Genomic DNA, 22,278 nt, shown 5'->3' with positions numbered 1-22,278 from the left:
AATTAGATTGCTCGTTTCCGTAGACGGCGACGTTCGCGCTCTGAGAGCCCTCCCCAGATTCCGAAGCGCTCGTCATTGCTCAAGGCATATTCTAGACATTCCGAACGGACAACACATGCGCCGCAGACGCGTTTCGCGTCGCGAGTCGATCCGCCCTTTTCAGGGAAGAACGCTTCGGGGTCAGTCTGTGCGCACAGAGCACGGGCCTGCCAGCCCAGCTCGCCCTCGTCAACTTCGCCGCCAACACCAAGCCAAACTGCCTTGATGGTTTCGCGCACTTCGTCATCCTCGTCGAGCTCAGGAGCCCACGAGCCAACCGAGGAGATTTCTTCGGTGTCGGATAACGTGTCGTGCTCTTTCAGGAAGCTGTCGGCCGCGGTCTCCAGATCGGCTGCAACTGCAACCCGTGCGGACTCACCGGCTTGAGGATCGACAAACCAGTCGGATGGTGCGTCCTCCAGCCCATATTGAGCCGACGCAACAGCCGAGGTCGAAAATTCGGAGTACCCCTGCTCCAGATTCGCCATGGTGATGTTGACCTTTCGATTGGTTTGAGGAGATCGGGCCGTCATTGCTCCCGATCCATCCGGCAGCATTTATTCCATCGAACTAGCGAAAAGTGATGAACCTGCCCGGACTCACCATCTAATTACAGCCGTGTAACTCCGCTAGAGTCAAGCGGGGAGGTCATTCTAAGAAGAGTTCTCAGGAAACTCCCGGCACAACACGCCGTCAAAAGACGCACATGAGGTGGGCGAGTCCCGTCTTGGCTGAATTCTCGGTGAATTCTCAGTAATTAAATTTAAGGACATCCAATGAGCAATAGCCTACAATCACGAACATTTGTCGAGAATCTTCTCGCGCCGCGGCGCAGTTCAGCCTCCCCATGGCTCACCTGGTACTCCGTCAGCGGGGAACGCATCGAGCTGTCCGGACGGGTATTTGACAATTGGGTCGCGAAAAGCGCCAATCTCTTGGGCGAGGTTTTCGACCTCGATGAAGACTCGATCGTGGTGCTCGATTTGCCGGCGCATTGGAAGTCCCTGGTCGTGGCCCTGGCCGCGCTGCACCATGGCGCCACGCTGGTCGATGCTGGGCATGATGATGCACAGCAGGCATCGGTGTGGGTGACGGCCCAACCGGATGATGAGCGCATCCCCAGCAGCTCTGAAATCCTTGCCGTGAACCCGGCAGCTCTCGCGCTGTCCTTCGGCTCGGATCTCGGCCCTGTCGCAGAAGACTTCAATGCCTCCGTGCGTACCTACGGGGATCAGTTCTATCCCTCGCCAGTAACTGGTGATGCCTCAGCCATCGCAACCAATGGTGACACCCCGGTCAGCCTTGCTGCGTTATTCGATACCGAAGCTAAGGCGCAAGGAACAATTCTAGTGCGTGCTCAGCAACCCGTGCTCTCCTTGCTGCCCTTCGCCATTGGCCAGTGGGCAGCGGGTGACGGAATTGTGCTAGTAGAAGACGGGATGGAAGTGACCCAGCGCCTGCGCGACGGCGAACGCATTAACTTCGACTACCAACCAGCGGATTAGCGAGCCACCGTCGGTACCGTGCCGGTATCGGCCTGGCCAGCGGAGTGCGCTGCGTCAGCGCCGGTATCGGCCTTGTGATTGCCCAGAACTTCGTGGTCGTGGGCGAATTCTTCCTCCGCATCCATCGCGCTGCCGAAGACCCAGAAACGGTAGGCGAAGAAACGGAAGATGGTGCCGAGCACCAAGCCGACTACCGAACCGGCAATGAACACCGAGGTGGGATCGGTCAAGCCCAGCCAGTATTTGGTGACCCATACGCAGGCCGCGGCAATGCCCAAGCCGATGGCATTCATGATGATGAACATCACGAGCTCGCGCACCACATTGGCCTGGCGGCGGTGGCGGAAAGTCCAGTAGCGGTTGGCCACCCAAGAGAACATCGTCGCGACGACGCCAGCAATGATTTTCGCTTTAACCTGGGAATCGCTCATGGAACCGTGCAGGAGCCAGACGTAGATCCCCGAGTCGATGATGAACGCAACGCCACCGACGACGCCGAACTTCGCCACCTCGCGCCACAGCAACGAGATGAGTCCGGCTATTTTGAGTTTGATGCGCTCGAGCAATTGTCCTCCAGGGAATATTGTTCCCGTCTGGCTAGCAGTAACAAGGCGCGCTAAGCACTACGAGAAGCGCGCGATCTTGCTATTTTATCGGCACTTTCTGGAAATTGACCGAATTGTGAGAGTAATCAGACAACGCGCATGCGATTCTCAACGTCGCTTTCGATACCCTTGTAATCGTGAGCTTTCCAAAAATTGGTGTGATTGGTGGCGGGCAGCTAGCCCGAATGATGGCCCCCGAGGCCCTGAACCTAGGTTTCGAACTGCATGTTCTTGCCGAAGGTCCTGATGTTTCGGCTGCGCGAAGCGTTCCCGACGCTCCTGTAGGCGACTACAAAGACCTCGAAACCCTGCGTGAATTCGCCAAGGGCAAGGACGTTGTCACCTTTGACCACGAGCACGTGCCCAACGAATTCTTGACCACCCTGATCAATGAGGGCGTCAATATCCAGCCCCGTCCGGCTGCGCTGATCCATGCCCAGGACAAGCTGGTCATGCGCGAGGCCATCGAACGCCTCGGACTACCGAACCCTGCGTGGGCCAAGGTTGACGATGTCGATGCCCTGATCGCTTTCGGTGAGCAGACCGGCTGGCCCATTGTGCTCAAGACCCCGCGCGGCGGCTACGACGGCAAGGGCGTGCGCATGCTGGACAATGCCCAAGACGCCAGGGATTCCGCCGACTGGTTCGCCCATGGCCCGCTGCTGGCCGAGGACAAGGTCGAGTTCTCCCGCGAACTTTCCGCGTTGGTAGCCCGCACCCCTTCAGGCGAGGCCAAGGCTTGGCCCGTGGTCCACACCATCCAGGTTGATGGAGTCTGCGATGAAGTGATCGCGCCTGCCCAGGATATTGACGAAGCCACCGCGGCCACCGCAGCCGATGCGGCCTTGCGCATCGCCGAAGAATTCGGCGTCACCGGAGTCATGGCCGCAGAGCTCTTTGAAACCCCGGGTTCAGGAGCCGGTTTCGTGATCAACGAATTGGCCATGCGCCCGCACAACACCGGCCACTGGACCATGAACGGTTCGGTCACCAGCCAATTCGAGCAGCACCTGCGTGCGGTTCTGGATCTGCCGCTGGGCGAAACCCGCGAGCTGGGCGTGACTGTGATGAAGAACTATCTCGGCGGCGCCAACCAGGACCTCTACTCGGCTTTCCAAGCCGCCTTGGCCGCAGCGCCAGAAGTCAAAGTCCATGCCTACGGCAAGTCCGTGCGCCCGGGCCGCAAGATCGGCCACGTCAACGTTGTGGCTAACGCCGGGCAAAGCGTAGATGAACTTCGTTCGCAGGCCAATAAGGTTGCCGCGCTCATCCGCGACGGCATCGAAGCCGCCGTCTAGACTTTATTTTGATCAAGAGCCGCTGCCGCGTACCGGGCAGCGGCTCTTACTAGAACACCGCAAGGAAATATCTCATGTCTGAAGCACCACTGGTCGGCCTCGTAATGGGTTCTGATTCCGATTGGCCGGTCATGCGCCTGGCCGCACAGGCACTGGCCGAATTCGGAATCCCTTTTGAAGCGGACGTCGTTTCGGCGCACCGCATGCCAGAAGAAATGATCGATTACGGCAAGAAAGCCCACGAACGCGGACTGCGCGCAATCATCGCCGGCGCAGGCGGTGCAGCGCATCTTCCGGGCATGCTTGCAGCTGTTACACCGCTGCCGGTGATCGGAGTTCCAGTTCCACTGGCTAAACTAGATGGAATGGACTCCCTGCTCTCCATCGTCCAGATGCCTGCAGGAGTCCCCGTAGCAACTGTTTCCATTGGCGGAGCACGCAATGCCGGCCTGCTGGCTGTGCGCATGCTCGCAGCGGGAACCGATGAGCTAGCCGAATCGTTACAGGTAAAGTTGCTTCAGTTTGCAGATTCACTGCGCGAGCAAGCCCATGCCAAGGGTTCGGCTTTGCGCGCTGAAGTTGCCAACGAGAATTTCGCTTCCTAGGGAAAGTCCAAAAGTACATGGGTTCTGCCAGTCACCGCGCACCAAGTCCGTTGCGCCAGCCGGAGACCATCAGCTCTCCGCAGCGCAGCAAGCGGGCTCTGATCCTGGTCCTGCTGACCATCTTCTTCCCCGGCGGCGCTCAGCTGGTCGCGGGAAATCGCAAGCTTGGACGGATCGCAGTGTCCATCACCATGGCCTGCTGGCTGGCCATTCTTGCGCTGGTTGCCCTGTACTTCATTGATCGTTCGATCATTCTCGGCTGGGTTGCCCACCCGAACTTCCAGCTGTTCTTGATCATCGTGCTCGGCACGCTGGCCCTGGGCTGGCTGATCATGTTCATCAACACCTTGGTGATTATCCGGCCTAAGCTGCTGGCCCCTGGCATGCGTGCCATCGTTACCATTTTCACCCTGGCAGCCGTGGTGGCCACCAGCGGTGTCTTCATCTACGGCGCCTCGCTGCTGAATACCGGACGCGAAACCATTGTGGCCGTATTCGATGAAGGACCCGCCTTCGAGCCAGTCGACGGGCGCTACAACATCGCAGTGTTCGGTGCCGACTCCGGTGCCAACCGCGAAGGCGTCCGCACCGACGTTGCGGCTCTGCTTTCTGTTGATGCCAAAACCGGCAAGAGCCTGCTGATCTCGGTGCCGCGCAACTTCCAGAGCGCACGCTTCGCCCCGGGCTCGCCCATGGAGAAGATCTGGCCCGAAGGCTACAACTGCGGCGACGAATGCATCTTCAACGCCATCTACCGCAATGCCGAAACCGAGCACGCGGATGCTTTCCCCGAGACCGTGAAGAACGTCGGCGCGCAAGCTGCCATGGACGCGCTGGAAGGCACCACGGGGCTCCCTGTCCAGGGCTACGTCATGATCAACATGGCCGGGTTCGAGCAGTTTGTCGACGCATTGGGCGGGGTCACCATCGACTCCGGCGGATGGGTTCCCTACAACGGGAAATACCACGAAAACAGCACCGTGCGCACGCACTGGTTCGCACCGGGCACCCACGAATTCACCGGCAAGCAGGCATTGTGGTTTGCTCGCTCACGCGACTTCACCGATGACTACCACCGCATCAAGCGCCAGCAGTGCTTGCAGCAGGGAATCATCAAGCAGTTCAAGCCGCAAACGATCCTGAGCAATTTCACTTCGATCATGTCCGCCGGTGAACAGCTGGTTGAAACCGACATTCCAGCAGGTCAGCTCGGTTCCTTCGTATCTCTGGCCGAGAAGGTCTCCAAGGAGCCAATGGCCCGCTTGACCCTCGGTGCGCCGGACTTCGAACGCAGCTTCTCCACCTACCCCGACTTCGACAAGCTGCAAGAGCGTATCCAGACGTTGATCGCAAAGCAGAACGAGCCGGAGAAGAAGAAGGAAAAGAAGAAGGACAATCCTGAAAAGAGCGAGGACTCCTCCAAGTCCTCGGCTCCGGAAGAAACAACCCAGGCTTCCGAAGAAGCGCCGGAAACCACTGACGTGAACAATGCTCCGAAGCTGTCGAAAGAGGACAGCCCGGAATTCACCCAGCCAGATGGCAGCCCGATCACCGAAGAGTACTTGGTGCAATTGGAAATGGCAGGCTACCGCACGTTGATTTCAGAGATCGCGGCCAATAACGACGAATGCTCGGTTCCGTAAACGGTTAAGACCCCCCGACCGCCATGCGACCCAACTACCGCTCCTGAAAGGCTATGGTCAAAAGACGTGTTCGAGTTGAAAAACGCGATTAGGGACTACCACTGGGGATCTGCTTCGCAGATTTCCGATCTGCTCGATCTGCCCGCGGAAACCACCCCGCAGGCCGAGATGTGGCTCGGTGCCCATCCCGGGTGCCCGAGCCGGATCTCCGATAGCGGGACAGCGCTCAATGATTTCATCGCCCAGGATCCAGAGCACATATTGGGTTCAGCAGTCGCCCAGCGCTACGGACGTCTGCCCTACCTGTTCAAGGTGCTCTCGGCGACCCAGCCGCTGTCGATCCAGACGCACCCCACGCTGAAGCAGGCGCAAGAGCGTTTCGCCCAGGAAAACGCGGACGGCAAGCCGTTGGATGCTGCTGACCGCAACTACCGCGATGACAACCACAAGCCGGAGATGCTCTTTGCCCTGACCGACTTCGTGGCGCTATCGGGCTTCCGCCAACCAGCGCAGATTGTTGAAGACCTGCAGATCCTGGCCGCGCAGCTGCCGGACTCGGCGCATGCACCGATAGGCCAGCTGCTCGACCTGCTGCAGGGCACCGATCCGCTGGCCCGGACTTTCAAGCATGTGCTGACCGCGGGGGAGGAAATTTCCCAGCTGGTAGCGCAGATCGGCGAAGCAGTGGCCGGCAGCCCCGAATTGCACGGCAATGCCCATTTCGCCGAGCTAGCCTCGATCAACAAGATCTATCCTGGCGATCCTGGGGTCTTGGTCGCACTGCTGCTGAATTTGATCTTCCTGGAGCCTGGCCAGGCCATCAGCCTGGGCGCCGGCAACGTCCACGCCTACCTGCGCGGTTTGGGAATCGAGGTCATGGCCAATTCGGATAATGTGCTGCGTGGTGGCCTGACCAGCAAGCATATCGATGTTCCCGAACTGCTGGATGTCACCATTGCTGCCCCCTCCCCTGCCCCGATCCTGGAGCCGGTGGCCCTTGATACCCATGACCGCTTGTACAAGCCCGACTTCGAAGAGTTCCAGCTGCAGGTACTCGATCCCATAGAGCCGGGCCTTGCCGCTGATCTGCAGTTGCATGGTGCCGCTGTGCTGCTGTGCACCGCCGGTGAGTTCCTGGTAGCCACGCGTGAAAGCGAACGCAGCATCAGCCGCGGGCAGTCGTTGTTCCTCACCGCGGCCGAACTGCCAGCCACCGCCATCTTGCAGGGCACCGTTCCGGGCCAGCTCTTCGCAGCCAGCGCCCAGATCGACTAGCCGCACTGCCCTGAGGCCCTTCGTGGCACTATAGGGGCCAAACGCAAAACTGCGAGCCATGGACTTGAATCAAGTCCATGGCTCGCAGTTTTGCAATCAGATGCGGATTAGCGGGTGTAGGCTTCCCACTTATCCTGGTGGTGCTCACCCTCGACGAAGCGGATGGTGCCGGACTTGGCACGCATGACGATCGACTGGGTGTGGATGCGGTTGTCCTTGTAGCGGACACCGCGCAGCAGGTCGCCATCGGTGATGCCGGTCGCAGCGAAGTAGCAGTTATCCGAGGTCACCAAGTCGTTCGTGGTCAGCACGCGGCCCAATTCGTGGCCGGCGTCGATGGCCTTCTGCTTCTCGTCGTCATCAGTTGGCCACAGGCGGCCCTGGATCACGCCGCCCAGCGCCTTGATAGCGCAGGCGGTCACGATGCCTTCAGGGGTGCCGCCGACACCCATCAGCGCGTCAACGCCGGTGCCTTCGCGGGTTGCGGCGATGGCGCCGGCAACGTCACCGTCCATAATCAGCTTGGTGCGGGCACCAGCCGCGCGGATCTCCTCGATCAGGCCAGCGTGGCGTGGGCGGTCCAGGATGGTCACAGTCACCTGGCTGACCTTCTTGCCCTTGGCCTTGGCGATCAGATGCAGGTTCTGCTTCACTGGCAGGCGGAGGTCAACGAGCTCGGCTGCCTCTGGCCCGGTGACCAGCTTCTCCATGTAGAACACGGCGGAGGGGTCGAACATCGAACCGCGGTCGGCGACGGCCAACACGGACAGGGCGTTGTTCAGGCCCAGCGCGGTCAGACGGGTTCCGTCAATCGGGTCGACTGCGACGTCGCATTCGGCGCCGGTGCCGCTGCCAACCTGTTCTCCGTTGAACAGCATTGGAGCTTCGTCTTTTTCACCTTCGCCAATCACGACAACGCCGTTGAAGTTCACGGTGGACAGCAAGCCGCGCATGGCGTCGACTGCGGCACCGTCTGCGGCATTCTTGTCACCGAATCCGACCCACGGCGAGGAAGCGATGGCTGCCGCTTCGGTTGCACGCACCAGCTCCAGTGCTAGGTTGCGGTCCGGCTCCGCGTCGGAAACCGACAGTCGCGGAGAAAGGTGGGCATAATTGTTCTTTTCGGTCACGAAAGATCCCATCACTGAGTCGTAGTCATTGCGCCTATGCAAACAAGGACATTCTATCCTCTAGAGTTTTCGCTTTACAGTTCGTGTCGGGAGTGCCTGCTCATAGTTCGACGTGCGTTTGGGCACTCTGGTTCGAATTCCACAGAATCTTCGGGGAGAATGGAAGGCGTGCAACCTGAGAAGAACACCGAGAACAGCGTCCCGGCTACCGGCAACACGGTCAACGGTACCCAGACGCCTGCTGCGTCCCCTCGAAGCCTCGACGATCCGAATGCCACCTTCGAGGATCTGCCGTACAAGCCGCAGCTCACCGAGAAGCAGGCCAAGCGCGCGAACCAGACCTTCAAGGGCATGGTGCTGTCCATCGGCTTCACGGTTGCCATACTCATTCCGGTGCTCATGCTCAACCCGCCGCCCAAGGACGACGCGTTTGAAAGCGACGTCAACCTGCAGGCCACCGCGGAACAGACGGAACAGATTTCTGGCTTTGAGATCTTCGCCCCGGAACTGGGCGACAAGGCATATGCGAACTTCGCTCGCTGGCAGGCTAACACTGCACAGGGTGTCCCCTATTGGGAATGCGGCCTCGTCTTCGAAGACAAGAACTTCGTGTGGGTTCGCCAAGCTGCTGACGCCAACCCGACATGGATAGCCCTGATCACCGATGCGGCGACGCCCACCGAAACTCGCACCATCGGCGGAGCGCAGTGGGAAGTGCGCACCAAGGACCAGAGCACGTACCTGATCTCCGAGTTCAAGGACTCCACCGTCGTACTTTCCAGTGACACCTCGGCCGAACAGCTGAACAGTGTTGCCGAACAGGTCGCTAGCGAGCTGGATTAAGTCACGTTCACGGGAAAAGCCAGTCATATATTCGATATTCGAACAGCATCCCGTAGAATCTGAGTCATGCTCTCTGAATCAACACAACCGACCCTGACGCCTAAAGAGGCTTGGGAAAAGCTCAGCGCCGGCAATTTCCGTTTCGTCAACGAAGATACCCAGCACCCCAACCAGGACAGTGCTCGACGGCAGAAGTTGATCTCCGGCCAGGAACCTTTCGCTGTCATCTTCGGCTGCTCTGATTCCCGCCTTGCGGCAGAGATCATTTTCGATGTGGGTTTGGGCGACATGTTCGTGGTGCGTACCGCAGGCCATGTCCTGGATCCAGCAAGCCTCGGTTCATTGGAATTCGCCGTTGACGCCCTGAACGTACCGTTGATCGTCATCCTCGGGCATAACTCCTGCGGTGCGATTACCAGCGCCATCCAAGCCAAGGAAACTGGCAACATGCCCAAGGGCTTCGTTCGCGACCTGGTCGAGCACATCACCCCTTCAGTCCATGCCGCCGAACGCAAGGGCATCACCGACGTGAACGGCACCGTTGTCGAGCACGTCAAGCAGACCACCGACCGTCTCGTCGACCTGTCCAGCATCATCGCGCTGGCCATCGAAGAGGGCCGCACCGCGGTCGCCGGCGTTGCCTACCACCTGCACGATGGCCGTGCCCAGCTGGTCTCCAGCCTGGGCCTCGACTAGAAGCTCCAAGCTTCAGGAAAAGCCTTGTAAAACGGCTTTTATTCCCAAATCGGTGAAGCGTCACTGTTGGTTGTGATGTTTACGTCAGAGACCTGTCATTCGATGACGGTTCGGGCGTACTCTGGGCTCATGACTAACAGTGACGATTTCCGTATCGAACATGACACCATGGGCGAAGTCCGAGTTCCGGCTCAGGCCCTGTACCGCGCGCAAACCCAGCGTGCCGTCGATAATTTCCCGATCTCGGGCAAGACCTTGGAATCCTCGCATATCAAGGCCCTGGCCCAGGTCAAGAAGGCCGCCGCACGAGCCAACCTGGCGCTCGGCGTTCTCGACGAAGAACGCGCTGAGGCCATTGTGGCCGCAGCCGATCAGGTCGCTACCGGGCAGTACGACGAGCACTTCCCCATCGACGTATTCCAGACCGGTTCCGGAACCAGCTCGAATATGAACACCAACGAAGTTCTCGCCGAATTGGCCACCCGTGCCTTGAAGGCCCGGGACAGCGGCACCGAGGTCCACCCGAACGACCACGTGAACGCCTCGCAATCTTCCAACGACGTCTTCCCGACGTCCGTGCATGTTGCCGCCACCGGAGCTCTGCTCAATGACCTGGTCCCGGCCCTCGGAACCTTGGCTTCCTCGCTGGAGGCGAAGTCCGCCGAGTTCAAGGATGTGGTCAAATCCGGCCGCACCCACCTGATGGATGCCACCCCAGTCACCCTTGGCCAGGAATTTGGCGGCTACGCAGCACAGGTACGCTACGGCATTGAACGCATCGAAGCGGCCCTGCCACGCGTTGCCGAAGTTCCCCTGGGCGGCACCGCGGTAGGCACCGGCATCAACACCCCAGACGGCTTCCCGCAGCAGGTCATCGAGTTCCTGCGCGAAGACACCGGCCTGCCCATCACCGAGGCGCGCAACCATTTCGAAGCACAGGCCAACCGCGACGGACTGGTCGAGGCCTCCGCAGCTTTGCGCACCATCGCTATCTCGCTGATCAAGATCGCCAATGACCTGCGGTGGATGGGCTCCGGCCCCAACACCGGCTTGGGAGAAATTGCGATCCCTGATCTGCAGCCAGGATCCTCCATCATGCCCGGCAAGGTCAACCCGGTCATTTCGGAGGCAACCATCCAGGTAGCAGCCCAGGTCATCGGCAACGACACGGCCATCGCTTGGGCCGGAACCAACGGCGCCTTCGAGCTGAACGTGGGCATCCCGGTCATGGCCTCCAACCTGCTCGAATCCATTCGCCTGCTGTCCAGCACCTCAACGGTGATGGCCGAAAAGATGATCGACGGCATCAAGGCCAATGTGGAACGCGCGCGCTTCCTGGCCGAGGCTTCCCCATCGATTGTCACCCCGCTGAATAAGCTGATCGGCTATGAAAACGCAGCCAAGATCGCCAAGAAGGCTGTTGCCGAGGGGCTGACCGTACGCGAAGCAACCATCGCTTTGGGCTTCGTTGAACGCGGTGAAGTCACCGAGGAACAGCTCGATCAGCTTCTGGATGTTTCCACCATGGTGGGCAAGCACTAATTCCCTGCTGCTCCACCCCTGCTGCTACCGCGGTTCGATGCTCGCCATCGGGTCGCGGTAGCGTACTTTAACCCGGAAAAACAGACTCCTACTTACCGGTAACATCTGCTAGCCTCCACCTATGACCCGCACCACATCTCGCTCTTTTAAACGTCTTGGCCTCTGGATTTCCGGCACGCTGGTAGTCCTCTTGGCCGCATTCTTCGCTTTTGCTCCCGGCATCGTGGAAAACACCCGCAATAAGATCGAGGCCGCGGGTCTGCCAGCGGTCGGCGACGACGCCTCGGAACTGCATTCGCGCTTGCAGATTGCCGACATGCATGCCGACACCTTGATGTGGGACCGTTCGCTGCTCAAGCGCTCGGACCGCGGCCATGTCGACCTGCCGCGCATGGAAGAAGGCAATGTCGCCCTGCAGGTCTTCTCCTCGGTTTCCAAGTCGCCCGTCGGCCAGAATTACGACTCCAATAGCGCCGAATCGGATAACATCACGCTGCTGGGCATTGTCCAGCTGCAACCGCCTCAGACCTGGTTCTCGCTCCTGGAGCGTTCGCGCTACCAGGCCAAGAAGCTGCGCGACGACGCCGCCGACTCGCAAGGCACCCTGCGCACCATCACCACCACCGCCGAGCTCGACCAACTGTTCAAGGACCGCAAGAGCGGCCAGCAGGTCACCGGAGGCCTCTTCTCGGTAGAGGGCCTGCATAATCTTGAGGGCGACGTCAGGAACGTGGATGTCCTGTTCAACGATGGCATGCGCATGGCCGGGTTCACGCACTTCTTCGACAACTCGGTGGCCGGCTCCAAACACGGGGTCGAGAAATCAGGGCTCACCGACCTTGGCCGTGCTGCACTCAAGCGCATGGAAGAGCTGGGGGTCATCGTCGACCTGGCGCATTCCAGCGACGCGGCTTTCAATGAAGTCCTCTCCCTGGCTACTGAACCCGTGGTATTCAGCCACGGCGGTGTCCAAGCCACCTGCGATGTGAACCGGAACCTCACTGACGATCAGATCCAGGCCATAGCCGAGACCGGCGGCGTTATCGGAATTGGCTACTGGGACGCTGCGGTCTGCACCCTGGATGTGGATTCGGTGGTGGACGCGATGGAGCACGTCATCAAGGTCGCAGGAATCGAACACGTCGGTTTGGGCAGCGACTTCGACGGAGCAACTACCGTCGCATGGGATGCCAGCCAGATTGCTGTCATCACCCAGGAACTGATGAATCGCGGCTATTCGGATACGGAAATCGCGGCCATCATGGGCGGAAATACGTTGCGCGTATTCCGCGAGGTGCTTCCAGCGAACTAGCTCAGTTCAATCCAATAGCGTCGCAGGTCCTCAGTGGAGCCGAAGCGGGGCCCGATTTCGGCAACCGGAGTGACGCGTTCGAGGACTCCGCCGCAAGCTTCGATGGTTCGCGCCGAAGCAGTATTGGAGTCGTTGCAGGTAAGCAGGACCCGCGGCAGGCCAAGGCTGCGGGCTTGTTCCAGGGATCCGGCGAGCGCGGTTCTGGCCAGGCGATTGCCACGGGCGCCCGGGCGTATACCGTAGCCGATGTGCCCGCCGACTTCGCGAAGGAAATCATTGCCCAGCTCGTGACGCAAGCTGACCGCGCCCAAGTACTCATCGTCGTGCGCTAGCCACAGGGTGCTTTGCGCAACGAAGCCATCCGGTGGCGTGAATTGCGGCTTTTCCAGATCCTTGAGCAGCTGGACCCACTGCGCGAAGTCTTCTGCGTTGCGCAGATCCCAACCGTATTTGGCAGCGTAGAAGACCGAGGCCCCGTCCTGCTCCGCCCCCGCCCATTCGGTTGTGCTCCGCATGAAGGAAGCATGCAGTGCGGCAGAAGGTTCAATCAGTCCAATCCCGGTCATGGAGCAAGTCTAAGCTCATGCCGGCGGCATTCACGCATGCCACAGCGGATTTGAAGGCAGAAAACGTCAACTGGCGAAATAGCCACCGGGCCGAGGGTCCAGTGCCCATTGCAGCGCCCGTTCGTGCAGCGGCGGGAGTTCTGGCCGGTCAGCCAGTTCGAAGTACCCCACTTCCAAATTCTCGTCATCGTTGACCTTCGCCGTGCCGGAAAGGTGCCGAGCCTTGAAAACTACATCCAGGTACTGCGCGTGATCCCCATTGGGATACACCGTGGGAGCTGTCACCCCGACCCCCAACAGGTCCGTGATTTCGCATTCGACGCCGGTTTCTTCCAGCACTTCGCGGTGTGCTGTATGCGAAGGCTCTTCGCCTGGATCAATAATTCCTGCCGGCAGGGTCCATTTGCCATTGTCAGCACGTCGCACCAACAGCACCCGGCTGTCGTGGAGGACAACTATTTTCACCCCGGAGAGCCATAGCAGTTCATGACCGATGCGTTCTCGAAGATGGGTTACGAATTCTGGAGTTGCCATGATTTCATCGTGCCATAAGCAGCACTGCTAAAGACCCAATGAGCATGAAGGGACCGAAAGGGACCGCTGATTTCAGCGTCAATTTCCGCACCGCCACGCCCCCGATAACCCAGCCGGTGGCCAGCAGGAAGGCAAGCAAGGTCGCGAAGAACAAACTGGGCAAGGAATAGTATCCGAGATTCATCCCCAGCACGCCGGCCAGCTTCACATCGCCCATGCCCATTGCCCCAGCGGAAATCAGCGCGAGGAGCAGATAGCCTCCGCCAAGCAGCAGCAACCCCAAAAGGCTCATCAGCAGCCCATGCCCATCAGAACGGAAGATCCCCAGCGGCGCGATCACCACGATGCTGGCCGCCAACCAGTAGGCCAGTAGCCGGTTGGGCAAACGATGCCTCGCCATGTCTTCCTTGGACAGGAGGAACCCGAAACCAAGAAAGCAGGCTAGCTGGAGGAGAACCAGCGCTGCGGTGGTCGGGCTTTCCTGTGCCACGTTCCAAATTTCTGACATGCATAGAGCATAGGCACCTCATTGGATCTTCGGCAGAGGGGTCTTCCTCTTGTGAATAATTCAGCCGCTTCTACAATTGGAGTATGGACGTTCCAGCAGTTCCAGTTCTTTTCCCCGGGCAATCCGCCCCTGAGTCGGCGGCCCGTCGTCGTTTCCGTGCCTTGGCCCGGTCCGCCCCATGGCTGAGCACCTCCTTGCAGTTCCAGGTCCAGGTCCCGGAGCATTACGCCAAACCGGACGAAGGCCTGGAAGGCCAGCTGACCGCCATCCTCCGCCAGCGAGAAGCCATAGCCGTGCGCTCGGCCGAGGGGCAACTGGTGTACCAAAAGGAGAAGTTCACCGCAGACCGGAGCCGAGGCTACGTCGCAGCCACCAATTCCTCATGGAAGCTGCCGGCCTCGCTGACCTCCCCGGTTTATACCTCAGACCACCTGATCTTGCGCCGTCCACAAATTTCTGGCTTCAATGGGTTGCTGCCCTTGGAGCATTGGGAACCAATGCTCGATCCGGTGGAACTTGCCGGCACCGAGCCTGCCGCCCATGATCTCGCTTTCGACCACCCCACCTACATTCACGAGCTCGCAGAGATCACCCATGGCAACCGGCCTGCTCTAGCCGCCGTTCTCACTGCGGGACACAACTACCAGCCCGCACTGGCCAGCTGTCCTCTCGTTCCCGCCGGGACACGAACCCTCGTGGTACTGGATCTGGCAACAGGCGTCTGCCTGAACCGCCGGGTGCTCTCCGCCCACACCGGGATGCCTGCAGCCCCGGAGCTGTCGCTTCAGGTCCTGGCCCAGAACGAGTACTACATCGATTCCTTGTTCACCGCCCCAGCTCCCACGCTTACCGACGTGCGGGCGCCGATTCCGTGGGAGCTGCGCAGCGAGCGCCAATCCTAGGACAAGGTGGGCGAATCAAGCAGGTTGGTGACTAGCGCGGCGATAGCAGAGCGCTCGGAACGGGTCAGGGTCACATGCCCGAAGAGGGCATGTCCCTTGAGCTGTTCCACGACCGCGGCGACGCCGTCGTAGCGGCCTACATGCAAGTTATCGCGCTGTGCCACGTCATGGGTGAGCACCACCTTGGAATTCTGCCCGATGCGCGATAGCACCGTGAGCAGAACATTGCGTTCCAGCGACTGGGCTTCATCAACAATGACGAAGGAATCATGCAGCGAACGCCCGCGGATGTGGGTCAGCGGCAGGACTTCAAGCATCCCGCGTTCGACCACTTCATCAATGGCATTCTTCGACACGATCGAGCCGAGGGTATCGAAGACCGCCTGGGCCCAAGGTCCCATCTTTTCGCCCTCGGAGCCCGGCAGGTAGCCTAGTTCCTGGCCGCCAACGGCATAGAGCGGACGGAACACGGTGATCTTGCGGTGTTCCCTGCGTTCAAGCACTGCTTCCATTCCGGCGCACAGGGCCAACGCCGATTTACCGGTTCCGGCGTTGCCGCCCAGGGAGACGATGCCCACGGATGGATCCATCAGCAGGTCCAAGGCGATGCGCTGCTCTGCACTGCGTCCATGCAATCCGAAGGCCTGCTGGTCGCCACGCACCAATTTCAAGGTGTTCGCATCAACCTTGCGGCCCAGGGCGCTTCCGCGCGGGGATGTGATGACGAACCCGGTGTTGATCGGTTCATCGGCGACCGCAGGGTGGTTCAGAAGCTGTTCATGTTCGTAGAGCTTGGCCATGGTCTCTTCGCCCAGTTCCAGCTGCTGTATGCCGGTCCACCCGGTCGAGGCGATCAGCTCATTGCGGTACACCTCGGCATGGATGCCCATGGCAGAGGCCTTGATGCGCATCGGCAGGTCCTTGGTAACCAGCGCAACGTCGAGGCCAGCATCCAGCAGGTGCTTGGCGACAGCCAGGATGCGTGAATCGTTATCGCCTGAGCGCATGCCTACCGGCAGGACTTCCGGGGCGATGTTGTTCAGTTCAATGCGCAGTGTTCCACCAGTTTTGGACACGGGCACCGCTTGGGCTAATCCCCCATGGCTGGCAATCAGCTCATCAAGCACACGCAAGGCATGGCGTGCAAAGAAGCCCAGATCAGGATCCTTGCGCTTATGTTCTAGCTCGGTGACGACAGTCAGCGGGATCACGACATGGTGCTCATCGAAGTGGAACATGGCTTTCGGGTCAGAAAGCAAGACCGAAGTATCAATGACGTAGGTTCGTACACCCTGTTCGGCTGTTCGTGTCATGGCAGCGCACCCATTCTCGAATCCGGCGTGGGGACTCTCCCCACGCGTAAGTGGGGAATCCCGACACCGGATGTCCAAGGCGATTCCGGCAATTGCTCCGGCTGGCGCTGCATTTGGTCATCTAGTGAGGAACCCTTCGATCAGCTGGGTCTTGTTGCCCCGGCCTTATGATCACCATAGACCTTGAAGCGCTACCTGGGGACTACGTTCAGGTAACGATTAGCTGAACAGCTGAGCCGGGTGCACCATTCGGGGCTCAGGTGCCGAAGCGGCGCTGGCGATCAGCGAAGTCGCGCAACGCACGCAAGAAATCCACGCGGCGGAAATCCGGCCACAACGCCTCGCAGAAGTAGAACTCCGAGTACGCGCTTTGCCAGGTCAAGAAGCCGGAGAGACGCTGTTCCCCGCTGGTGCGGATCACCAAATCCGGGTCTGGCTGGCCCTTGGTGTACAGTGCCGATTCGATGTCTTCAGTGGACAGTCCGGCGGCAAGTTCCTCGATCGTGCGTCCATCCTCGGCGGCCTTGCAAAGCAGCGACTTGAAAGCATCAAGGATTTCACGGCGTCCGCCGTAGCCGATGGCCACATTCACATGAACACCGGTGCGGTTGGCGGTAACGGTTTCCAGCGCGGCAAGCTTCTGCGCCAGGTCTTCAGGCAGCAAGTCCTTGGCTCCCACCTGCTGGACCTTGACCCGGTTGGTCTCTCCCAGACGGTCCAGGGTCGTGCCGATAACTTCCAAGAGGTCGCGCAGCTCGCTGGCTTCTCGATTGAGGTTGTCGGTGGAGAGCATGTACAAGGTAACCATCTGGATGTCCAGGTCCTCGCACCAATCGAGGAACTCCAGGATCTTGTCCGCACCGGCCTGGTGGCCTGCCATGGTCGGGGTGCCGGCCAGCTTGGCCCACCGGCGGTTGCCATCGACCATCACGCCAATATGGTGCGGAAGCTTGTCGGCAGGGAGGGACTTCGCCAAGCGCCGTTCGTAGTAACGGTACGCAAGGTTCGGAAGCTGCACCTTGTCCCTGCCTTTCGATAGATTCCAAAAACTCTAGGTTCTAAATCTACCGCTATTTATCGCCCAGCATGGGTATCTGCCCGCTTCACCGCGTCCACGATGGACACATTCTCCCGGGCTCAGGCACCCTTTCCGGAAGCGAACAGCGAGAACAATCCGTCCACCCCGGCTACAGGCATCTGGCAAAGCTCTTCGCGGCAAGGCTGGATCTGGACGGTCTGGGCCGCACCAGGTAGCGACGGATCGTGGCGCACATTCAATCCGAGGCTCAACGCCACCGAACGCACGCGCTTGGCTTCTGCCGAATCCCACTGCGACAGCGCAAGATACTGGACCGGGCTGGAAACTATGCACTGCACTTCCAAGGCGGTCGCTACCTGTGTTGGCGCGTCGCTGGCCAAAGCCAGGGCGTGGGCAGAAAGTACGCGGGCGCTTTCCAAGTCCGCCGCATCTGCTTCGGTGTAGTCTCCCGCCGCCATGGACTGCAGGGCATGCATCGCCAGCGCCTTGGCGTAGAGCGCACCCGAGGCCGGCAGCGCATCATCAAGCACCGTGACGGCAGCAATGTTGCTGCGCTGGGCTGCGATGCGCGCATCGGCTTGGACCGCGTCACGCGGCACCCCGGTTTCCGGGTCTACGAAGTCGGCAGCGCGTCCCAGCAAGTCGCTGGCACGCTCGGCCCACTGCTTGTGCCCGGTGGCCTGGCCCAACGCCAAGAATCCCAGGGCCAGGGCGGCATAGTCCTGCAAGGTGCCTTCATTGCCGTGCTCAGCACGATTGGCGAAGCTCACGCGGGCCAGCCGTCCGGCTTTTTCATCCCACTGCATCGTCCACACCGAGGTTGCTGCCTTCTCGGCGAGCGCCAAGGCTTCCGGCTGGTCCAGGAGCAGCGCGGCTTCAGACAAGGCTTCGATGGCCAGCCCGTTCCAACCGGCGATCACCTTCTCATCGCGGACCGGCATAATTCGCGAGCGGCGCAGCGTGCGCATTGCATCCCGCAGTTCATGGAGAACACCGATTTCGTTCGTTTCAGGAACCCTCAACAGCGAGAAGCAGAAGTTCTGCGGGTCCTCGGCCACCGGCGCGAAACGCAACAGCCCCTTGGGCAGCCGCTGAATCAAAGGGTCGGTGACCAGTGCGATTTCCTCGCGGCTAAAGGTGTAGTACGCGCCCTCGATCTGCTGGCCATCACGGGATGAATCGGCATCCAGGGAAGCCGCGAAAGCTGGAGCGGCCGAAGATGCGGTGAGCAGTTCCTCGTTGAGGAAGTCGATAATGCCTTGGGCGCTGCGCTGGGCGAGCCAGGCGAGATTCTGCGCGCGCTGGGCTATCTCCCCTTCGGACTTGCGGGCGAATTCCGCCGCCAGGACGCTGGTGCGAGCCGCCAGTGAAAGCAGACCGGCATTGTCGTAGAGCATCTTTTCGAAGTGCGGGACCGACCAGTTCTCATCAACGCAGTAACGGGCGAAACCGCCATCAACATGATCCTGCAGGCCGCCAAGGAACATCGCTTCGAGATGGGTGGCCGCTGCGGCGAAGGCCTCGGCGGCGCGGTCAGGGGTGGTGACCACTGCACGCCACAGTGTCTTCAGAGCCCAGGTCGGCGGGAACTTAGGTGCCGGGGTGAAGCCGCCTTCCGGTTTGGTGGCGGCAACCCATCGATCAAGTGCTGCGCCGAAGGCCTGCGCTGCTGGTTGCTGCGACTGCAGCGACAACAGCGAGCTCTGGCGGCTTCCGAGTTCGGCCAAATGCGCGGCGAGCATCTGGGCCTGCTCTTCCAGCGAATCGCGCTTGGTTTCCCAGGCCTCGTGGACGGCGTTAAGCACTTGGCGGAAGCTTGGGGTCTCGCCACGGGGCGTCTTCGGATAGTACGTGCCGGCATGCGCGGTACGCCCGTCAGGAAGGGCGAAAATCGTCATCGGCCAACCACCGGCACCGGTGAGCGCCTGGGTAGCCAGCATGTAGGTGTCGTCCACGAGCGGATGCTCTTCGCGGTCCACCTTGATAGCTACGAAGTTTTCGTTCAGCAGCGCCGCGATTTCAGGATCGTCGAAAGACTCGTGGCTCATCACGTGGCACCAATGGCAGGCAGCGTAGCCGATGGAAAGCATGACCGGTACGTCGCGTAACCGGGCCTGTTCGAAGGCTTCGTCCCCATAGGGGAACCAGTCGACAAGTTGGTGCGAATGCTGTCTGAGGTATTGGCTGGATGAGCCAGCGAGTCGTTGAGCCACGCAATCATGCTATCGCGCAGCTCACAAAGCGCCTACTGCTGTTCGTCGGTCTTCGGGTCGTGCGGCTCTTCGGATTCCTGAAGCTTGCGCTCTTCGCCCTTGGCCACCATTTCCTGCTGCTTTGCCTCGGCTTCCGAGGTGTAGCGCACGCGGCGCACTCGACGGACCATGTCGCGAATCAGGAAGATCACGGCAACCACCAAGGCTGCGGTGAAAATGAACCCAAGGAATCCTGGACCGTATTCGCTGCTGGTCTCCGTACCGACACCGAGGGTCGAGGAAGTCAGAGCCAGGGATTCGAAGATCGTATTCACGATGTAAAGACAACTCTTTTCTAGTACTGGAAAGCGCTTAGTACTATCTTAGTCCGGCAAACAGGTCGGTCTCGGGCAACTCGGTAGCTACCTTGGAGGAAATCAGCGTGTAGTCTTCCCACGGCCAGTGCTCCGCGTAGACGTGTTCCGGTACGGCGAAGAAGAAACCTTCCGGGTCGATCTGGGTTCTGTGGGCCAGCAACGCCTGATCGCGCTGCGAGAAGAAATCCGCGCAGTTGATCTGGGTGGTCGTGGTGTGTGGGGAAACCCACTTGAACATCTGGTTTTCCTCGTCCGCTTCCCACAGCGCAACGCGCTCGGTGTAGGGGGACTCGTAACCTGCTTCCAGCATCGCGTAGTGCAAGGTGCGGAAACGATCCGGTGCGAAAGCACGGTCGTAGTACAACTTGCTCACCGACCACGGCGCACCCAGTTCCGGGTACATCTGCGGATTAGCCGCGTGCTCAAAGGCAAAGGTTGAAACCTTATGGCAGTGGATGTGGTCCGGGTGGGGGTACCCGCCGTTTTCGTCATAGGTCGTGATGACGTGGGGACGGAATTCACGGATCAGCTTGATGATGCCGGCAGCAGCGATTTCTACTGGCTGCAAGGCGAAGGCGCCAAAGGGCAGCTCCGGCAGCGGATCCCCTTCCGGCAAGCCGGAGTCGACATAGCCTAGCCAGCGGTGCTTGACGCCCAGCACTGCAGCGGCCTCGGCCATCTCGGTCCGCCGGACGCCTGCCAGGTCGCGGTGCGCATGGGCGAGTTCGCCAGCGGCGGCGTTGAGAATATCCCCGCGCTCACCGCCGGTGCAGGAAACGACCATCACTTCGGCGCCAGCATCAACATAGGCAGCCATCGTTGCAGCACCCTTTGAAGATTCGTCGTCCGGGTGCGCGTGAATAGCCATGAGCCGCAGACCCTGCGAAGGAGCAATTTTCTTCACGTCGTGAATCTCCACTTATCTTCTTTCCTTATGCCACGTTTTGGACGGCCCGAAGCTTCGAATCTGTCCGTCATCCATAACAACTCACAGCCGACCACCGGTTATTCCCCCATGCTGAAAGACGGTAAACTTGAGTAAGGAACCAACGTACGGCATTCCCAGTTCAAATGCCGCCAGGCAAGAGAGTGGTGCAAGGCAAATAATGTCTGATCCAAGCTTAACGGCTCGCTACAACAACCCCAAGAAACGCAGTCTTCCCAGGAAAACGCGTAACTGGCTAATTGCTGCCGCGCTCTCCGTCGGCGTTGCGGGGGCCGCCTATGTCGGCTTCAACAACTACAGCGCCATCAGCGCGCAGGACATCGAGTTCGAGGTCATTTCCGCAACGAAGGCCAAGGCCATTGTCGCAGTCGAATACAACACCAAGCACCGCGTGCAGTGCGATATTCGTGCGATGAACGAATCCAAGGCCATCGTCGGATACGACACCATTTTGCTTGATCCTGGAGAAGCTACCGGGCACATCACCCAACGCCTGGAGATTGACCTGCACACCGACAACCTGGCGACCACCGCTGGCGTGGAGTCCTGCTACGAGGTTCCGCAGGAATACAAGGGTTAATATTTCAGCTTCTTCATCCCCTAATAGCTGAATCTATTGGGCTTAAATCGTTTTGGCGACTACTATCGTTGAAAAGATACGTTTCGCCCCGCATCGGCGCATGGTTCTAGCTGAGTACTAGGACATGAGCCTGGCGGGGTCTTTGCTTGCATCGCCCATAACGTGTGAGCCCTCAGATCCGTACCGAATCCGACTTCGTCGACGCCACCGTTTCGGTGGCTTTCGGCTTTAGGACCACTTATCGGTCCCAAGGCCAAGCGAAGTCCTAACTGACCAAAGGAAGTACAACGTGAGCACCAACAGCAACGAACCTGTCGTTTGGCTGACTCAGGAAGCCTACGATCGGCTCCAGGACGAACTGACTTTCCTCTCAGGCCCGGGACGTGCCGAGATCGTTGCCCGTATCGAGCAGGCACGTTCGGAAGGTGACCTGAAGGAGAACGGCGGTTACCACGCCGCCCGTGAAGAGCAGGGCAAGGCCGAAGCGCGCATCCTCTACCTGAAGGATCTGCTGCGCCGCGCCGATGTAGGCGATGCTCCTGCCGATGACGGTGTTGTTGAGCCAGGCATGCTGGTTGTCGCCAATATCGCTGGCGACGAGACCACTTTCCTGTTCGGCTCCCGCGAAGTTGCCGGCGACACCGACCTCGAGGTCTACTCCGAGCAGTCCCCTATTGGCGTTGCCGTGCACGGCGCAAAGGTCGGCGACAAGCTGTCGTACTTGGCTCCAAACGGCCGCGACATCAAGGTTGAGATCATCTCTGCAAAGCCTTACCAGTCCTAGCAACTAGGCTGCAATGCAAAGTCCGAAGGCCGCCAACCCATCTG

General features: G+C 60.0%; 23 protein-coding genes. 12 read left to right on the top strand and 11 right to left on the bottom strand.

The window, feature by feature from the left end; translation table 11 throughout:
* Window positions 1-2: 2 nt before the first annotated feature.
* Window positions 3-527 carry a WhiB family transcriptional regulator gene (locus ACIOJF_RS11075; RefSeq protein WP_105657494.1) on the bottom strand — a complete coding sequence of 175 codons (525 nt, stop codon included), beginning with the start codon at window positions 525-527 and terminating at the stop codon, window positions 3-5.
* Between the two features lie 288 nt (window positions 528-815).
* Between ACIOJF_RS11075 and ACIOJF_RS11070 the strand changes: the two genes are divergently transcribed.
* Window positions 816-1,544, top strand: coding sequence for a TIGR03089 family protein (locus tag ACIOJF_RS11070; protein WP_146112920.1), 729 nt, complete (start codon window positions 816-818; stop codon window positions 1,542-1,544).
* Here the strand turns inward: ACIOJF_RS11070 and ACIOJF_RS11065 are convergent.
* Complete coding sequence (locus tag ACIOJF_RS11065; protein ID WP_105657466.1) at window positions 1,541-2,110, bottom strand: GtrA family protein; 570 nt, start codon at window positions 2,108-2,110, stop codon at window positions 1,541-1,543. The two genes, ACIOJF_RS11070 and ACIOJF_RS11065, sit on opposite strands and share 4 nt — an antisense overlap.
* A 176-nt stretch (window positions 2,111-2,286) precedes the next feature.
* On the opposite strand from ACIOJF_RS11065, the gene ACIOJF_RS11060 reads away from it, so the two are divergent.
* The 4 genes from ACIOJF_RS11060 (at window position 2,287) to manA (ending at window position 6,970) form a co-directional block, all read left to right on the top strand.
* Entirely contained in the window at window positions 2,287-3,447 is a 1,161-nt protein-coding gene (locus ACIOJF_RS11060; protein ID WP_402735629.1) for a 5-(carboxyamino)imidazole ribonucleotide synthase, read from the top strand.
* Window positions 3,448-3,521: 74 nt separating this feature from the next.
* Window positions 3,522-4,052 (top strand): 5-(carboxyamino)imidazole ribonucleotide mutase, encoded by a 531-nt coding sequence (purE, locus tag ACIOJF_RS11055; RefSeq protein ID WP_105657464.1) that lies wholly within the window; start codon window positions 3,522-3,524, stop codon window positions 4,050-4,052.
* A gap of 17 nt (window positions 4,053-4,069) precedes the next feature.
* Complete coding sequence (locus ACIOJF_RS11050; RefSeq protein ID WP_402696483.1) at window positions 4,070-5,695, top strand: LCP family protein; 1,626 nt, start codon at window positions 4,070-4,072, stop codon at window positions 5,693-5,695.
* Window positions 5,696-5,761: 66 nt separating this feature from the next.
* A complete protein-coding gene (gene manA / locus ACIOJF_RS11045) occupies window positions 5,762-6,970 on the top strand; it encodes a mannose-6-phosphate isomerase, class I (protein ID WP_402741654.1) in 1,209 nt (402 codons plus the stop codon).
* 107 nt (window positions 6,971-7,077) lie between these two features.
* Here manA and glpX read toward each other — a convergent pair whose 3' ends face one another.
* Entirely contained in the window at window positions 7,078-8,112 is a 1,035-nt protein-coding gene (gene glpX / locus ACIOJF_RS11040; RefSeq protein WP_105657461.1) for a class II fructose-bisphosphatase, read from the bottom strand.
* A 156-nt stretch (window positions 8,113-8,268) separates the two neighbouring features.
* Between glpX and ACIOJF_RS11035 the strand changes: the two genes are divergently transcribed.
* The 4 genes from ACIOJF_RS11035 to ACIOJF_RS11020 all read left to right on the top strand — a co-directional run bounded on the left by ACIOJF_RS11035 (window position 8,269) and on the right by ACIOJF_RS11020 (window position 12,493).
* A complete protein-coding gene (locus ACIOJF_RS11035; protein WP_332728213.1) occupies window positions 8,269-8,943 on the top strand; it encodes a DUF4245 domain-containing protein in 675 nt (224 codons plus the stop codon).
* 66 nt (window positions 8,944-9,009) lie between these two features.
* Window positions 9,010-9,639, top strand: a complete 630-nt coding sequence (locus ACIOJF_RS11030; RefSeq protein ID WP_105657459.1) for a carbonic anhydrase — start codon at window positions 9,010-9,012, stop codon at window positions 9,637-9,639.
* Between the two features lie 129 nt (window positions 9,640-9,768).
* Window positions 9,769-11,181, top strand: coding sequence for a class II fumarate hydratase (locus ACIOJF_RS11025; RefSeq protein ID WP_105657458.1), 1,413 nt, complete (start codon window positions 9,769-9,771; stop codon window positions 11,179-11,181).
* Between the two features lie 121 nt (window positions 11,182-11,302).
* Window positions 11,303-12,493, top strand: a complete 1,191-nt coding sequence (locus tag ACIOJF_RS11020; RefSeq protein ID WP_402735631.1) for a dipeptidase — start codon at window positions 11,303-11,305, stop codon at window positions 12,491-12,493.
* On the opposite strand, the gene ACIOJF_RS11015 is transcribed toward ACIOJF_RS11020, so the two are convergent.
* From ACIOJF_RS11015 to ACIOJF_RS11005, 3 genes are all read right to left on the bottom strand, one after another.
* Complete coding sequence (locus ACIOJF_RS11015) at window positions 12,490-13,059, bottom strand: GNAT family N-acetyltransferase (RefSeq protein WP_402741653.1); 570 nt, start codon at window positions 13,057-13,059, stop codon at window positions 12,490-12,492. The two genes, ACIOJF_RS11020 and ACIOJF_RS11015, sit on opposite strands and share 4 nt — an antisense overlap.
* A gap of 66 nt (window positions 13,060-13,125) precedes the next feature.
* Window positions 13,126-13,593 carry an NUDIX domain-containing protein gene (locus ACIOJF_RS11010; protein WP_105657455.1) on the bottom strand — a complete coding sequence of 156 codons (468 nt, stop codon included), beginning with the start codon at window positions 13,591-13,593 and terminating at the stop codon, window positions 13,126-13,128.
* Between the two features lie 4 nt (window positions 13,594-13,597).
* Window positions 13,598-14,101 (bottom strand): A24 family peptidase, encoded by a 504-nt coding sequence (locus ACIOJF_RS11005; protein ID WP_105661711.1) that lies wholly within the window; start codon window positions 14,099-14,101, stop codon window positions 13,598-13,600.
* An 83-nt stretch (window positions 14,102-14,184) separates the two neighbouring features.
* Between ACIOJF_RS11005 and ACIOJF_RS11000 the strand changes: the two genes are divergently transcribed.
* Window positions 14,185-15,003, top strand: a complete 819-nt coding sequence (locus tag ACIOJF_RS11000) for a hypothetical protein (RefSeq protein WP_402741652.1) — start codon at window positions 14,185-14,187, stop codon at window positions 15,001-15,003.
* Here ACIOJF_RS11000 and ACIOJF_RS10995 read toward each other — a convergent pair.
* The 5 genes from ACIOJF_RS10995 to mca form a co-directional block, all read right to left on the bottom strand.
* Complete coding sequence (locus tag ACIOJF_RS10995; protein ID WP_105657452.1) at window positions 15,000-16,316, bottom strand: PhoH family protein; 1,317 nt, start codon at window positions 16,314-16,316, stop codon at window positions 15,000-15,002. The genes ACIOJF_RS11000 and ACIOJF_RS10995 overlap by 4 nt on opposite strands.
* A gap of 256 nt (window positions 16,317-16,572) precedes the next feature.
* Window positions 16,573-17,334 (bottom strand): isoprenyl transferase, encoded by a 762-nt coding sequence (locus ACIOJF_RS10990; RefSeq protein WP_402735633.1) that lies wholly within the window; start codon window positions 17,332-17,334, stop codon window positions 16,573-16,575.
* 119 nt (window positions 17,335-17,453) lie between these two features.
* Window positions 17,454-19,568 (bottom strand): thioredoxin domain-containing protein, encoded by a 2,115-nt coding sequence (locus tag ACIOJF_RS10985; protein WP_402735634.1) that lies wholly within the window; start codon window positions 19,566-19,568, stop codon window positions 17,454-17,456.
* 32 nt (window positions 19,569-19,600) lie between these two features.
* Window positions 19,601-19,882, bottom strand: coding sequence for a hypothetical protein (locus ACIOJF_RS10980; RefSeq protein WP_105657449.1), 282 nt, complete (start codon window positions 19,880-19,882; stop codon window positions 19,601-19,603).
* Window positions 19,883-19,925: 43 nt separating this feature from the next.
* The gene (gene mca / locus ACIOJF_RS10975; RefSeq protein WP_105657493.1) at window positions 19,926-20,792 is read right to left on the bottom strand and encodes a mycothiol conjugate amidase Mca; all 867 of its coding nucleotides are present in this window, start codon (window positions 20,790-20,792) and stop codon (window positions 19,926-19,928) included.
* 238 nt (window positions 20,793-21,030) lie between these two features.
* On the opposite strand from mca, the gene ACIOJF_RS10970 reads away from it, so the two are divergent.
* Both ACIOJF_RS10970 and greA read left to right on the top strand, forming a co-directional pair.
* On the top strand, window positions 21,031-21,450 hold the full coding sequence (locus tag ACIOJF_RS10970) for a DUF4307 domain-containing protein (RefSeq protein WP_105657448.1): 420 nt from the start codon (window positions 21,031-21,033) through the stop codon (window positions 21,448-21,450).
* A 289-nt stretch (window positions 21,451-21,739) separates the two neighbouring features.
* Window positions 21,740-22,234 carry a transcription elongation factor GreA gene (gene greA, locus ACIOJF_RS10965; protein WP_105657447.1) on the top strand — a complete coding sequence of 165 codons (495 nt, stop codon included), beginning with the start codon at window positions 21,740-21,742 and terminating at the stop codon, window positions 22,232-22,234.
* Window positions 22,235-22,278 lie beyond the last annotated feature (44 nt).

It is taken from the genome of Glutamicibacter sp. NPDC087831, assembly GCF_044742845.1.
Classification (GTDB): domain Bacteria; phylum Actinomycetota; class Actinomycetes; order Actinomycetales; family Micrococcaceae; genus Glutamicibacter.
Note: the sequence above shows the minus strand (reverse complement) of the source record. Positions and strands in the feature narration are given on the sequence as shown.

Excerpts from the sequence above, each read along its gene's own strand:
- ACIOJF_RS10995 (WP_105657452.1), bottom strand. The coding sequence starts at position 16,316 with ATGACACGAACAGCCGAACAGGGTGTACGAACCTACGTCATTGATACT.
- ACIOJF_RS11015 (WP_402741653.1), bottom strand. The coding sequence starts at position 13,059 with ATGACCGGGATTGGACTGATTGAACCTTCTGCCGCACTGCATGCTTCC.
- ACIOJF_RS11005 (WP_105661711.1), bottom strand. The coding sequence starts at position 14,101 with ATGTCAGAAATTTGGAACGTGGCACAGGAAAGCCCGACCACCGCAGCG.
- purE (WP_105657464.1), top strand. The coding sequence starts at position 3,522 with ATGTCTGAAGCACCACTGGTCGGCCTCGTAATGGGTTCTGATTCCGAT.
- glpX (WP_105657461.1), bottom strand. The coding sequence starts at position 8,112 with ATGGGATCTTTCGTGACCGAAAAGAACAATTATGCCCACCTTTCTCCG.
- ACIOJF_RS11070 (WP_146112920.1), top strand. The coding sequence starts at position 816 with ATGAGCAATAGCCTACAATCACGAACATTTGTCGAGAATCTTCTCGCG.
- ACIOJF_RS11010 (WP_105657455.1), bottom strand. The coding sequence starts at position 13,593 with ATGGCAACTCCAGAATTCGTAACCCATCTTCGAGAACGCATCGGTCAT.
- ACIOJF_RS11025 (WP_105657458.1), top strand. The coding sequence starts at position 9,769 with ATGACTAACAGTGACGATTTCCGTATCGAACATGACACCATGGGCGAA.
- ACIOJF_RS10970 (WP_105657448.1), top strand. The coding sequence starts at position 21,031 with ATGTCTGATCCAAGCTTAACGGCTCGCTACAACAACCCCAAGAAACGC.
- ACIOJF_RS11020 (WP_402735631.1), top strand. The coding sequence starts at position 11,303 with ATGACCCGCACCACATCTCGCTCTTTTAAACGTCTTGGCCTCTGGATT.
- ACIOJF_RS11000 (WP_402741652.1), top strand. The coding sequence starts at position 14,185 with ATGGACGTTCCAGCAGTTCCAGTTCTTTTCCCCGGGCAATCCGCCCCT.
- mca (WP_105657493.1), bottom strand. The coding sequence starts at position 20,792 with ATGGCTATTCACGCGCACCCGGACGACGAATCTTCAAAGGGTGCTGCA.
- ACIOJF_RS11050 (WP_402696483.1), top strand. The coding sequence starts at position 4,070 with ATGGGTTCTGCCAGTCACCGCGCACCAAGTCCGTTGCGCCAGCCGGAG.
- ACIOJF_RS11075 (WP_105657494.1), bottom strand. The coding sequence starts at position 527 with ATGGCGAATCTGGAGCAGGGGTACTCCGAATTTTCGACCTCGGCTGTT.
- ACIOJF_RS11030 (WP_105657459.1), top strand. The coding sequence starts at position 9,010 with ATGCTCTCTGAATCAACACAACCGACCCTGACGCCTAAAGAGGCTTGG.